The sequence below is a fragment of the Planococcus sp. 107-1 genome (assembly GCF_021513255.1).
GTDB lineage: Bacteria > Bacillota > Bacilli > Bacillales_A > Planococcaceae > Planococcus.
On the sequence record NZ_CP090977.1, the window covers coordinates 1431451 to 1445275 of the forward strand.

General features: G+C 42.1%; 12 protein-coding genes. 7 read left to right on the forward strand and 5 right to left on the reverse strand.

The features are described from left to right. Positions 1 to 134 precede the first annotated feature (134 nt). Both L0M13_RS07570 and L0M13_RS07575 read right to left on the reverse strand, forming a co-directional pair. Entirely contained in the window at positions 135 to 920 is a 786-nt protein-coding gene (locus tag L0M13_RS07570; protein ID WP_235198972.1) for an ATP-grasp domain-containing protein, read from the reverse strand. Beyond that, positions 917 to 1780 carry an ATP-grasp domain-containing protein gene (locus L0M13_RS07575; protein WP_235198973.1) on the reverse strand — a complete coding sequence of 288 codons (864 nt, stop codon included), beginning with the start codon at positions 1778 to 1780 and terminating at the stop codon, positions 917 to 919. The genes L0M13_RS07570 and L0M13_RS07575 overlap by 4 nt, the downstream gene beginning before the upstream one ends. Before the next feature lie 73 nt (positions 1781 to 1853). Here L0M13_RS07575 and L0M13_RS07580 point away from each other — a divergent pair, with 73 nt between their 5' ends. Both L0M13_RS07580 and L0M13_RS07585 read left to right on the forward strand, forming a co-directional pair. Beyond that, positions 1854 to 3050 (forward strand): bifunctional folylpolyglutamate synthase/dihydrofolate synthase, encoded by a 1197-nt coding sequence (locus L0M13_RS07580; RefSeq protein ID WP_235198974.1) that lies wholly within the window; start codon positions 1854 to 1856, stop codon positions 3048 to 3050. A gap of 48 nt (positions 3051 to 3098) precedes the next feature. Beyond that, a complete protein-coding gene (locus L0M13_RS07585) occupies positions 3099 to 4802 on the forward strand; it encodes a sensor domain-containing diguanylate cyclase (RefSeq protein ID WP_235198975.1) in 1704 nt (567 codons plus the stop codon). Between the two features lie 42 nt (positions 4803 to 4844). Here the strand turns inward: L0M13_RS07585 and L0M13_RS07590 are convergent, their stop codons facing one another. From L0M13_RS07590 to L0M13_RS07600, 3 genes are read right to left on the reverse strand one after another with little or no spacing between them, the layout of a single operon-like run. Then, positions 4845 to 6647 (reverse strand): hypothetical protein, encoded by a 1803-nt coding sequence (locus tag L0M13_RS07590; RefSeq protein WP_235198976.1) that lies wholly within the window; start codon positions 6645 to 6647, stop codon positions 4845 to 4847. Positions 6648 to 6693: 46 nt separating this feature from the next. Further along, the gene (locus L0M13_RS07595) at positions 6694 to 7233 is read right to left on the reverse strand and encodes a PulJ/GspJ family protein (RefSeq protein WP_235198977.1); all 540 of its coding nucleotides are present in this window, start codon (positions 7231 to 7233) and stop codon (positions 6694 to 6696) included. Then, positions 7220 to 7636: a prepilin-type N-terminal cleavage/methylation domain-containing protein gene (locus L0M13_RS07600; RefSeq protein ID WP_235198978.1), complete on the reverse strand. Its 417-nt coding sequence runs from the start codon at positions 7634 to 7636 to the stop codon at positions 7220 to 7222. Before L0M13_RS07600 ends, L0M13_RS07595 begins: the two co-directional genes overlap by 14 nt. A gap of 341 nt (positions 7637 to 7977) precedes the next feature. Here L0M13_RS07600 and L0M13_RS07605 point away from each other — a divergent pair, with 341 nt between their 5' ends. Genes L0M13_RS07605 through L0M13_RS07625 form a run of 5 tightly spaced genes read left to right on the forward strand, consistent with a single transcriptional unit; the run spans position 7978 to position 13792 of the window. After that, a complete protein-coding gene (locus L0M13_RS07605; RefSeq protein ID WP_235198979.1) occupies positions 7978 to 8367 on the forward strand; it encodes a hypothetical protein in 390 nt (129 codons plus the stop codon). Between the two features lies 1 nt (position 8368). Continuing rightward, positions 8369 to 9853, forward strand: coding sequence for a VanW family protein (locus L0M13_RS07610; protein WP_235198980.1), 1485 nt, complete (start codon positions 8369 to 8371; stop codon positions 9851 to 9853). Positions 9854 to 9875: 22 nt separating this feature from the next. After that, on the forward strand, positions 9876 to 11534 hold the full coding sequence (locus L0M13_RS07615; protein ID WP_235198981.1) for a GspE/PulE family protein: 1659 nt from the start codon (positions 9876 to 9878) through the stop codon (positions 11532 to 11534). Between the two features lie 2 nt (positions 11535 to 11536). Beyond that, positions 11537 to 12577, forward strand: a complete 1041-nt coding sequence (locus L0M13_RS07620) for a type IV pilus twitching motility protein PilT (RefSeq protein ID WP_235198982.1) — start codon at positions 11537 to 11539, stop codon at positions 12575 to 12577. Positions 12578 to 12580: 3 nt separating this feature from the next. Further along, entirely contained in the window at positions 12581 to 13792 is a 1212-nt protein-coding gene (locus L0M13_RS07625; RefSeq protein WP_235198983.1) for a type II secretion system F family protein, read from the forward strand. The last annotated feature ends 33 nt before the right edge of the window (positions 13793 to 13825 follow it).

Genomic DNA, 13825 nt, shown 5'->3' on the forward strand with positions numbered 1-13825 from the left:
CTCAATTAGTAAGATACCCGCTTTCATAGAGGAATAGTCAGTGAATGGAAATTATCAAAATTGCTGAAAGATAATCGAATTTGTCTCTAAAATCATTAATAAAAAATCCAGCCGCTAAAGCAGGCTGGATCCGTTTACTCTTCCTTCAGGCGAAAAGGCCGTTCTTTTTCAATCTTTTTCAAATGCATTGCCAACAGTTCAGCAATATTTTCTTCGTGTGTCTCATACAAAGACCGCGCACCGACCGGATCTTCGATTTCATTGAACAAATGCTGTCCATCTTGCAATAAAAGAAAATCGACACCGATGTAATCGCTTTTCAGCGCACGGGCAATCTTCAATACGTCTTGTTCTTGCGCCGCTGACAAAACGTATTTCTCCGCTTTGCCGCCGAGTGAGTAATTCGCTTTAAATGAATCGGTAGAACTCCGCTTGACTGCACCGACCACTTCGCTGCCAATTACATAAGCACGAACATCCGCTACGTGGTCGACAACGGGCTGAAAAATAGAAGCATCTGTCGGGATCTCGGCAGCCGAGTGGACCAATTCAACGCCGTTTCCCCCGTGTCCGTCGGCTGTTTTAGCGACACACGGAAATTCTTTCGCTTCCCGGTAAGTCGGAATCACAGGAACCCCCATCAATTGCATAAACTGAAAGCTTTGCCATTTGTCATTGGCAATCCGGTTCACTTCGGCACGGTTCACTAAATGAATCCTTTGGTCTTCCAAAAAGCGTGCGGCAGAAGGACGACGGATCCGGAACAATACGAGCGAACCTGAAAGTTTACCTGCAAGCGCTTCTAACCCCTCATCCGACCAATCGTCCCAGCACACGAGTTCAAAGCTGCCGAACTTCTGCAGCTCGTCAATAAATCCTTTATTGCGCACAGCGTCCGCCGTTTCATACAATAGGATCATTTCAAGTCCTCCAGTATAAATTTGATCATGGCATCTGCGACATTGATGCCCGTGACGTTCAAGATATTGCGGATGTGGGCAGCGGCATTCACTTCACAGACGAGCGGCTGTTCGTGCTCATCAAACAACAGGTCGACACCGGCAAAAACAGCGCCGACCGCCTCAGCTGCCTTCAGCGCAAGCGTCCGCTGTGCGTCCGTCAATTCAATCGGTGAAGCTTTCCCGCCATTCGTAATATTTGCCCGGAAATCCGTCTCGGAATGGCGGTACATCGCTGCGACGATTTCGCCGCCGACAATATTGACGCGAATGTCGCGTCCGCGGCTCGAAGCAATAAATTCCTGAAAGACAAAATCGATGCCGCGAAGCGATTCCACCTTTTCGTAAAACTGCTCTTCCGTTTCAATCAAATAAACTTTCATGCCAAATGAGCCATGGCCTTCTTTAATGATCATCGGCAGTTTCAATGTATCGATTACCCGTTCAAAATAGCCGGACTCCAGTATCGAGAAATTTGGATAGACTTTCGGCGCGACAATGGTCCGCGGCATCGGAAGGCCATGAGACGCAAGCTCGATATACTGCTTCGCTTTATTGTCGCAAAGGTCAATGATGGACGGGTCATTGTATACTGGGACCCCTCGGCTTTTCAGGAAATAGCCAAGCAAAATGTCTTTGTCGAGGAGCACCGCAAAATCAGGGAGATCCGGTTCGGCAGACAGATCCATCATCGCCTCGTAGTTTTTCATCATTCTTGCCGAAACGCCGGCACGTTCAGCCGCATCTGCGGTTAAACGGGCTTGGTCAGCGAATTTATCAGAGACCAGACTTCCGTTATAAATCACCCAACATGTTGTCATTTCCAGTTCTCCTTCATGGTATAATTAATCTTAAAAAAAGTGTATCACGTTTAAGAGAGAAAGAAGGGTAAAAATGATAAATGGACTCGACACCTACAAGAAGAGATGGAACATCCAGACGGAAGCTGCTATCAAACCCGGCCTGCATGCCATTACGGCTGCTTTAAAAGAATTAGACAACCCTCATCAAAAAGGGACGTTCATACATATTGCCGGTACCAACGGCAAAGGCTCGACTGTCACTTTTCTGGCAAGCATCTTGCGTGAGCACGGGTTATCGGTCGGCAATTTCTTCTCCCCGGAAATTGAAGATCTCCATGACCAAATTCAGATCAACGGAGAGCCGATCCCGGCAGAAGAAATGGACCGTGCGATGAACCGGCTAGCGTCGCTCCAGACGCCGCTTACGGATTTCGAATTGCTGACTGCTGCAGCATTCCTGGTATTCAATGAACATCCGCTTGACGCCGTGATTATTGAAGCAGGGATGGGCGGACGCTTCGACAGTACGAATGTCATCGATCCATTCCTTTCAATCATTCCGTCTATTTCGATGGAACATACGGCTTTTCTCGGCGATACACTGGAAGAAATTGCTTGGCATAAAGCTGGGATTATCAAAAAGTGGAAACCAGTCGTTGTCGGTAATCTTCCAGAAGCCGCAATGGCTGTCGTAAATGAAACCGCTGACAAGCTCCATTCCGAAGTCATCAAAGCTAAAGAGCCAATTACGGTGGAATTAAAACTGAAAGGGGAGCATCAAAACCGAAACGCCAAACTTGCGGTAGAAGCAGCGAAAGAATTATTGCTGCTGACATTCGATCAAGAAAAAGCGAATGCCGGCCTTTCTAAAGCCACTATTCCGTTTCGTTTTGAAGAATTATATCCAGGGCTAATCTTAGATGCGGCGCATAATGTAGAAAGCATCGAAGCCCTAATTGCCACAGTAAAAGAACAATATCCGAATAAAGAAATCCATTTTATCGTCGGTATTTTAAAAGACAAAAATTATCCGGAAATCTTGCGGAAACTCGAGCGTATCAGTGATCGCTTCACGTTTATTGAATTTGAAAGCGAGCGTGCGCTAGCTGGAAATATTTTATTTAAAGAAAGTAGAAGTAAAATAAAGACAATTCAAAATCAATGTGATATATTACCTGTACAAGGTAAAGACGTCGTGACAATAGTCACGGGTTCGATGAATTTATTGTCAATTCTTAAAAACGAAGATTTCAAGATCTTTGCTAATTATAAAAACGGCGCCAGCTAAAGGTCCATTGGCGATTTGTGCGAAAATATCCGGGGAGAAGATGATGCTATGTCGGACTTAAAAAACAGAACAGTAGTGCTTTGGTTAGTTTGGCTGCTCATTGTGCCGCCAGGATTCTACTTCATATACCAGTATTTTCCGCCGCCTGAAATCGATCCTTGGAATCTTCTGGCCTTTATTTTATTTTTTGTCTTAACTTGCTTAATGCCGATGAATATAAACGGCGCTTCGACATTTCTGGTTCAATGGATGACCGTTGCGGTATTCCTGAAATACGGCATCGTTGTCGAGTTGATGATTTCCCAATTGACTATGCTTGTCGTATTATTCAGAAGCCGCACAGATGAAGCACAGTCGATTCGCATTCCTTTTAACTCAACGATGTTTTTCCTCATTTCGGCTTTTGCCGGTTTGGCTTTCATAGGAGCAGGAGGAGAAATCGGTTCACTCAATTTGATGCACATCCTCTTATTTGGATTGATCTTTCAAATTGTTTCGGTCTTTGCAAATCAAACAATTTTTTACGTATACGATAAGATTACCGGAACACCAAGCAAGTTTTTCTCAATCGATGCCATCTGGGATTTCACTTTAACTTTATGCGTATTCCCATATGCCATCGCACTTTATATTACAGAAGCCTACATTGGCAGCGCTGCATTGCTGCTTCTGGGAATTCCGTTTTTCATCATGACAGCGGTCATGAAAATGTACAATAGCTCGGAACAAGTCAACATCGATCTGAAAAAAGCGGGGGAGATCGGCCATCAATTGGCAGCCCGCCTTTCTTCAGAAGAAGTGCTTGACCAGTTCGTTCTCCACGTGGCTGATATGTTCAAAACCGATTACGCCTATGTCATCGACTATCGCGGCGGCGAATTATTGATGCTGCGGATGTTTGAAAATAATGAATTCGTCGAGTTGGATATACCGGCCGTCCGGTATAACAAAGGAATTGCCGGCAACGTCATCGTTACAAATACGCCGGTTGTCTACCAGAAGAAATCACAATGGAAAGAAATCGTGACCGGCTATATTCCAGTGGATGCCGAAAGCATCATGTGCACACCGGTTGCCCGGAACAATAAAATCGAAGGGGTGCTCGTGCTCGCATCCAAGAAAAAATACGCGTACGTCAGCCACCAGCTGCAGATCCTCGATATCTTGAGTACGTATTTTGCTGTATCGCTTGAAAAAGCAGGCTACGTACAAAAAGCGATTGCGAAGAGCGAACGCTGCGGCTTGACGAAATTATACAATTACCGCTATCTGGATGAAGCACTTGAAAAATGCATGAACAAAGTCAAATCCGGCGAGCTTGAAAACTTGTCACTCGTCATGATGGACATCGACCACTTCAAGAGCATCAACGATACGTATGGCCACCAAAGCGGCAACGATATCCTGATCGAACTCGCAAGGCTACTTGAAGCAGAGGTAGGAGAGGAAGGGACTGTTGCCCGCTACGGCGGCGAAGAATTTGTCGTTCTCTTCCCGAACTACGGCAAAGATCTATCGATGTTATTTGCAGAATCTTTGCGCAAGAAAATCGAAAAGCACGCATTCAAAATCAAAACCGATTTAGGTGCCGATCGGGGCATCCAAGACGTCCATATCACCTTAAGCATCGGTGTTTCTACCGCTCCAGACGACAGCGACGAACCGAATGCACTAATCCGCAATGCGGACAGAGCGTTGTATATTGGGGCGAAGCAGGCGGGGCGGAACAAGGTTGCGGCTTATGTGAAATAGAAAAAGAGTGGAAATCCTAGATTGTAGGATTTCCACTCTTTTTTAATAGCTTCGATCTTTTTCGAGAGGGGGGTCAACTTTATAGATGACTGGCTCTTGTTGTTTTAAATCGGAATAAGTGGAGATGATTTCAGAGTCATAGATAACTTGTAGGCGAGAATCTCTAGTTTGTTGTCCATTAACATTTTCAAAATAATCAGCTCTATTTGGAATTTGATATGAGCCTGTGAAGAAGGTATCTTTTGCCCGACCACGGATGGCATTTAATACAATTTTTCTTGCTGAAATTCCACCGTCGATTTTAATATTTGATCCTACTCCAAACATTTCAAAATCTTGTTCCGTATAAAAGAAGCCTTTGATGTAACTAGGAGCATCTTGATTAACCGAGTTGTTTGAAATTTTAATATTGCCATTTGACAGGATAATTAAGGAACCTCTTTTTCCTGAGCTAAGACTTTTGCCATTAATCCTCGAATATTCTATCGTTACACTTCCATTCACATATAAGAGGACGTTGCTAAGTAAATCGGCGCCTTTAATAGTAACATTCCCATTAACATAAATTGGACCATCTAAAGTAATTGCCGAATAACTGGCTACGTTTTCAGAAGTGCTATTATTGCCGATTAAAAGGTTTCCATTTACATACATACCACTTTCAAATGTTGAATTTGTATCAAGAAAAGTTGCACTACCGTTTGTTGAAACTTGTTTGAATTTATTAATGCCTTTAAAAGTGAAAGTTCCGTTATCATCATATCTTTCAACATCAGCGTATCTTATACAGAAAATAAGGAAATATTCTACACATGCTCCTCTTTCAATTGTAGTAGATGTTAAATATGCTTTTGATGTTGGTTTATTAATATTATTAACAGTTTTGCTAGATCCCGTATTAAAGTTTTCGACTCCAGCACTTGTACGGCTGTATTCAAAATTTGCTTTTTGGCTTGTGATACCAATCGGACTTCTAACTGGTTCTCTAGAAACTAAATCTGGTGCATAACCCGGCCTAAATAAATCATCGATATTACTTTTTTCTGAATATCCGCTTGCAGTAAAATTAGTTAATGCAATATGGCTTGAATAAGTTGGACTATGGGTAAAGAAATAAGCTTTTTTGCCGAGGAACAGCCTAGAAGAATCCGTACCAGGAAGGGGGATAGCTGAAGGTGCGATACTTGGAATCCAGCGATCGCCTCCTAGTTGAGCATAACCATTCGAGCTGGTTACTATATTCCCGTCCACTTTAACGTCTCCTGTAATATCCACGCCGCCATGCATCAGCAAATTACCTTCTCCAGGCTGCAATCCATCTGTACTGTCGATATTAGTGCCTACTGCATATCTTAAGGCTTCAGGAGCCGTCTCAGCTCCGATTTCAATTTTACTAACCAGTTCCCTATCTGATTTGCCTGAAGTTCCAATACTTTTAAAAGTTACTAGCTTTTTTAAAGGATTGACTTCATTTTCTTCCGTAATACTATCGACATAGGATACAATGCAAACTTTGTACGTACCGGTCGTAGAGGTAACAGGAGTAGAACTCGTTGCAGTACATCTGTATTTATCCAGAATTCTTTCAAGCTGAAATAAAAAGTCGGTTCTTGGAACCCCATTGGCCCCCAAATATTTTGTGAGATCATCATTAATCTGCGTAGTCATAAGATCAATGCCTTTTTGAGACAGGTCCGCGGATTGCGTAATATCTTCTCGCACTTCGTTTTTGCTTCCGCCATTCAAAGTGAACATCATGAGGGTAGCACCTAAAACGCTAAATACAACCAAAATCAACAATGTAACCAGTAAAGCATAACCATTCTGTTGTTTTAGGTATTTCATCAATGACTCCCCCTACTAATTAAATGAAATCCATTTTTTGTGGCCATTATAATTTATCCTCAATAATTGAGATAGTGTTTTTAAAATCCATTTGGTGGACTCTTCCTTTTACAGTAGTTTCTAGAGTGAACTTAATCGTAAATTCAACACCATCTCTGGAATTAATATTAGCTATATTTGAAAGGTTAGTTGAAGTAGTGCAAGGTATAGGAACAAATTTCACGTTTGTATTATTTAACCTTACTGGTTGACCACGTACAATAACATCTTTATTTATAACACCTGTTTTATAAGAAGTTCCATTGCTTTTCGTTACACTGACTTCTGAATTTATGAATCCATTAGTGCAAGAATTGACCAACTTCGCTTCCGTTTTTTTCATCACATAGAAATCTGAAATGTAATTCGCCATGATTAAATCAGCTTCGTCTCGAAGTTCTGTTTCAACTTTGACCCGATTGTAATTATTATAACCTTGGAAAAGGATTGAATAAGCTAATGCTCCAATAATACTCATAATCACTAAAGTGGCTAGAACTTCGACTAATGTGATTCCATATTCATTATTAATTTTACGGTTTAACATAAGGCAGATATCCTTCCACAGTACTGGATAAATTTGAAGTTGGAGATTTGGCGGTTACAGTTACGTTATATAATGACAAATTTGATTCCGATGTATTTTGAGTAAAATCAATATTTATAAGATAATTCTTACCGTTTATGGTATCTGTACGAGTTATATCGATGCCGCTTTTTAATGTAGTTGGTGGAAACGCATAACCTGTATTTTTAAAATAAAGAACAGGATCAGCTTTCATCCGCTCTAAATTAGCATCGGCTAGGTTAATAACAACTAGTTTTTCACTGTTTGTCACGGCAAATTTATTCGTAGTCCCGAATAGAGCCATAAATCCCATTAAGACGATTGAAATTAATACTACTGCTGCTAAAACTTCTACTAATGTTAAACCCTTTTCATTCTTCATAAAACACCTCATTAATCATTAAGCCATCAAAAAATGGAACTAAATACCCAATTCCGTTATTTTTTTTTGCTTCTACAGATATATATAACATTTTTTCATCCGGTAATCTATAACACCTTACTTTATTTTGCAATAAAAATATTTTCGTCTAGGAGGCAAGAACTACTTTCATCTATAACAATTATCTTGTATGATAACAAGTGATAAGTGGTAAACTCAACCTAATCCCTTTACTTCATTTTACATTTTATCGGGTGAATAGCGAGTTTTATTAATATAATCATTGATATATCGATTTTAAAATAATTTCAATTTTTTTCAACTTATACAGGAGGTTCGTTATGGTTCGTATTTTAATTTTAGTTATCTTTGCTGCAATAGTTTTCGCACTTGCTTATACACTTTTTAAAACAATTCCTATGAAAAAGAAAATGACAATTATAGGAGGAGCGGTGACAGCGGCAGCGATCGGATTGATCATGCAAAATTACATGCCGTTTTATATGTCGCTGCTTGCGATAGTGGCAATTTCTTTGATGGCGGCATTGATTTATATGAAGCAGTTAGAGAAAGCGCAAATGGAGAAGGTCAAACAATCTGAAGAACGCCGGGCAGCTCGCCAGAAATTCCTCTCTCGTCAAAGTAAAGTGAATTTGGTTAAGGATGATAATCAAGATCTTGCCAAAGCGTCTGGGATGGACAGCATGAATCAGAAGCGGAGGGAGTCGTAAGATGGACAATAAAGTTTTTGGGACTACATTTTTAGCGATTATCCTTTCAGCCTTTTTATTCTTTGGCGTTGCAAATGCAGGGGCTTTGGCTGTAGATAAATGGTTTTTCCCGGTCGAAAAATTTGGCGATAATACGTATATCGGTGCAACGGATGTTTCAAATATGGAAGTGACTGAAGCCAAACAACTATTTGCAGGCCGAGTGGAATCATGGAAACAGTCTGCGCAGCTCATTGTCACGTACCAAGATGCAACTGCTAATTATCCATTAGACAATGCACAAATCCTTTTGGATGAAACGGTTCAGCAAGCTCAAAATGGTTCGCAGAATAATTTCGTTTTCCAATTATCGGATGCAACGACTCAGACCTTTTTGGCGGAACAGTTTCCAGCAGCGGTATTTTCCACTGAACAAATTCAAAGTGTTACGGCTAAATTAGAAGAAAGCCTTCATAACGGACAAGCAGAAACGCGTGTAACCATTAGTGATGACAATTTAAGTGTCGAACGCGAAGTCGTTTCTTCCGTGTCGTTCAATCATAATCTACAAAGCAAAGGCGCACAGACAGCATTGGCTGCATTGAACGGTTTCCAAATTGCGCCGAATGCCCAGTTCTCGCTTATTGGTTTTTTAGATGAACAAGACCTCCAGCAAGTTTCAGACCAAGAACTTACAGAAATTGCATCCGCTATCTATGGCGTGATCCTGCAGTCCAATTTTATTATCGATGAACGGAGTATCGGCACAAAGATTCCTTCTTCCATACCTTTAGGCCAGGAAGCGGCAATCAATCGTGCTTTAAATGTCGATTTCGTATTTACCAATCCGAATGACAGCAGTTTTATCTTGAATATTGGAACAAACGGAACAGCTATTGAAGCTTCAATGACAGGATTGCCATTTGTCTACACGTATTCAGTTCAGATTGGTGAGCAGGAAGAAGTAAAACCTCGATTGATTAAACAATATAGTGCGTTCGTATCGAATGGTTCTACAGTAAAAGAAACAGGAGCGGATGGTGTCCGCTTAAACGTTGGCCGTTTGATCCTAGCTCAAGGAGAAGAGCTTGAAATTGAACCGATCTCAACTGATTTCTACCCACCGACACACAGGATTGAAGTTTATCCTTTAACTTCTACAGAAGTGGTTCCGGAAGGCGGAGAAATTATAGATTCAGTTACTGGCGAAGTAACTAATCCAGGAGGTACTGAATCGACTACAGGCGATACAGCAGATCCTTCTACAGGAACTGATGGTACGGGTTCATCTTCAGGAGATTCAGGATCTAACGGAAACGGGTCTTCGACAGATGGCAGCCAGCCAAATGGTGGAACTACGAATGGTCCTGAAAACACTAATAGTGGAACAGGGAATGCCGGTAATAACAATAACGCTGGCGGTTCAGGAAAAGATAATTCAACTGGATCAGGAAATAAAGGATCTGATCCAACTTACGATAAAGGTGGAAACATCATTAATCCTTAACAGTTTTTGAGGGGGACTAAACTTGGCGGCAGTACGTAGAAGGTTAGGCGATATTTTAATCGAGCAAGGTTTGCTCACAGATGAAGATTTAAAAGAAACATTAAAAGCGAAACAGGGTGACCAAAAATTAGGGGATGCTCTTTTGCAGCGCGGTCTCGTGACTGAGCAGCAATTGATCGAAACGCTCGAAGTTCAGCTCGGCATTCCGCACGTCACCTTGTTCCGCTATCCGTTTGATCCGAATCTATTCAATGTGGTGCCAAAAGAATTCGCAAAACGCAATCTATTGGTGCCTTTAAAAACCGAAGGCGATAAATTATTTGTCGCGATGACAGATCCGATGGATTTCATTACAATCGACGATCTTCGCTTGACGACTGGCTTCCAAATAGAGCCGGCCATTGCTTCGAAAGATGATATCTTGAAGACAATTGCGAAATACTATGATGAAGAGTCGTACGATGAAATGCTTGGAGAAATGCCTCAAGTTACCCAGCAGCAACAAGAAGAACTAAGCGATCTGGATGCGCCGATTGTCCGCTTAGTAAACCAAATTCTTTCCAGTGCAGTAGCACAAAAAGCCAGTGATATCCATTTCGATCCGCAGGAAAGCCGGATTTTGGTCCGCTACCGCATTGACGGGGCGCTTCGTACGGTCCGGACATTGCCGAAACAGATGCAGGGAATGATTACTGCCCGAATTAAGATCTTGGCCAATCTAGATATTACAGAAAGCCGCATTCCGCAGGATGGACGGATCAAGTCGACTGTCGACTTCCGTCCGATCGATCTACGTGTTTCATCTCTGCCCACAGTTTATGGCGAAAAAGTGGTTATGCGGATTTTGGATTTAAGCAACAACTTAACGGACATTTCGAAACTTGGATTTAACCAGACAAATATGGAACGTTTTATGCAAGCAATCGAAAAACCGAATGGCATCATATTAATCTCTGGTCCGACGGGTTCAGGTAAATCTTCTACATTATATGCAGCGTTGAATAAACTGAATGCTGAAGAAGTAAACATCATCACCGTTGAAGATCCAGTCGAGTATCAACTGGAAGGCATCAACCAAATCCAGGTGAATACGAATGTCGGATTGACATTTGCCGCAGGACTCCGTTCAATCCTTCGACAAGATCCCGATATCGTCATGGTGGGGGAAATCCGAGATAAAGAAACAGCGGATATCTCGATTCGGGCTTCTTTGACAGGTCACTTAGTTTTAAGCACAATCCATACGAATGATTCCATCGCGTCCATTTCCCGTTTAATGGATATGGGAGTTGAGCCATTTCTTGTTACAGCTTCACTAAATGCGGTTGTAGCGCAGCGTTTGATTCGCCGCGTTTGCCGTGACTGCCGAGAAATCCAGCCGGCAACAGTGCGCGAAAAAGAAATTTTTGAAAAACGCGGATTGGATATCGATATTATCGCAAGAGGCCGTGGCTGTTCCCAGTGCAATATGACCGGCTACAGGGGACGTATGGCAATTCACGAAGTACTTGTCGTGGACGAGGCTATCAAGGATGTCATCAACAGAGGCGGTACCGCAGCTGAAATTCGCGAAATTGCCAATAAGAACAAAACGATTTTTCTCATCGATGATGGCCTAATGAAAGTAAAGGAGGGCATGACAACGACAGAGGAAGTAATGCGCGTTGCCATGATTGACTAATTATGCCAAATGATTATATCAACAAAGTATTAACGGCTGCCCAGGAAAAAAATGTATCCGATATTCACATTACAGTTGGAATTCCACCGGTATTTCGAATGCACGGAACACTTCAGCGATTCGGGGACGAAAGCATCACGCCGGAACTTTCAAAAGAAATTGGGAAAGCATTAATCCCAGAGACATTATGGGACGTTTTTCTAGAAAAAGGCGAAATGGACTACTCCTACTCGTTGCCTGGAGTTGCCAGATTCCGAGTCAACTCATTCCAGCAGCGAGGTTCGATTTCGCATGCGTTCCGAATGATTCCGACTAGTATTCCAACAATTGAAGATTTGAACATGCCGCCGACGCTGAAGAACTTGGCTGAGATTAATCAAGGATTAATCTTGGTGACTGGTCCTACAGGCTCTGGTAAATCAACTACGCTTGCTGCGATGATCCGCCACATTAATGAAAAAATGAATAAACATATCATCACCCTTGAAGATCCGATTGAATACTTGCATCAGCACGGAACATCGATTATTGATCAACGGGAAGTCGGTTTTGACACAGATAGCTTCGCAAATGGTTTGCGGGCAGCGTTGCGTCAAGATCCAGACGTGATTTTAGTCGGAGAAATGCGAGACCTTGAAACCATTTCAACCGCTATTACAGCTGCAGAAACTGGCCACTTGGTTATGGCGACGCTCCATACTTCAAGCGCTGCTTCTACTATCGAGCGGATTATCGACGTCTTCCCTCCGGAACAGCAATCCCAAGTGCGTACACAGCTTGGCGGTGTGTTAAAAGCTGTAGTGGCCCAACGTTTGCTGCCGACTGCCGACAATAAAGGACGCGTTGCCGCAACGGAAATCATGATCAATAACACCGCGATCGCCAATTTAATACGTACCGAAAAAGTCCATCAGATTCCGAATGTTATATTAACGAATCGTTCTGCAGGCATGCATATGATGCTGACGACAATTCAAAGCTTGCTTTCCCAAGGGAAAATTTCCAGGCAGACAGCGCAGCCTTTCCTGGAAGGAGAGGAATAGAATATGGCACGTTTTAAATATGAAGGCCGAGATCGCAAAAAGATCCGTACCGGCGTTATTGTTGCAACAAGCAGACGGGATGCGGTTGAACGCTTGCGCGATGAAGGCATCAAAGTCATTGATATCCGGGAAGTCCAAGCGACCGCTCTCCAAAAAGATATCGTTATCGGAAATCCAGTTAAACGAGATCAGTTTATTATGTTTCTTCGTCAATTTTCTACGCTTATGAGAGCCGGCGTTACGATTGTAGACGCCGTAAGAATTCTTTCGAAGCAAGTGGATTCCAAACCACTTCGGAAAACATTGGTGGAAGTTGATGAAGAGCTGCGAAAAGGGAATACCCTCTCAGACTCTTTAGCAAAATATCCTAAGATTTTTGAGCCATTGACGATTAACTTGGTCCGAGCAGGAGAGATGTCAGGGAACATCGATGAATCTCTTGACCGGTTAGCCACACATTACGATAAAGCCTATCAAACTAGGCAAAAGGTAATTTCTGCGATGACTTATCCAGCAGTAGTAGGATTTCTGGCGGTCGGTGTTGTAATTTTCCTCCTGTCTTCGATCGTTCCAATGTTCGTAGATATGTTTGCGAGTTTTGGCGGTGAGTTACCTTGGATAACTCAGTTTGTTATGGTAAGCAGTGATTTTGTTATTGGCAATTGGTATATTCTTGTCCTCGCTGTAGTATTGGTAATCTTAGCTTATTGGCTGATGAGAAGGAGCGAAGCGGGGAATATGCTTTTAGACAAGGCGGTTCTACGTGTACCGATTTTCGGCAACATTATGAAAAAATCTGCATTAGCCAGATTGACGCGAACGTTAAGTTCATTGTTCTCAAGTTCAGTGCCTATACTTCAAGCTATGACTATGACTGAGAAAGTTGTAGGAAATGCAGTCATGTCGAAAGTGCTCCTTGCAGCTAGAGATTCACTTGAACGTGGAGGATCATTGACGGAACCTATGAAAAATCATTGGGCATTTCCACCGTTGATTCCTCATATGATTTCAATCGGTGAACAAACGGGTTCACTTGATCATATGCTAGAAAAAGTAGCTGAGTTTTATGAAAAAGAAGTAGAGCAGGAAACAGATCGCTTAAAAGCATTAATTGAACCCTTAATGATTGTATTTCTAGCATTGCTTGTAGGGACTATAGTCCTTGCCATAATGATGCCGATGTTTGGTATGTTTGAAAACATAGATAATATGTAGGGACAAAAGTTCTTTTTGAATGTAAATTTTTTA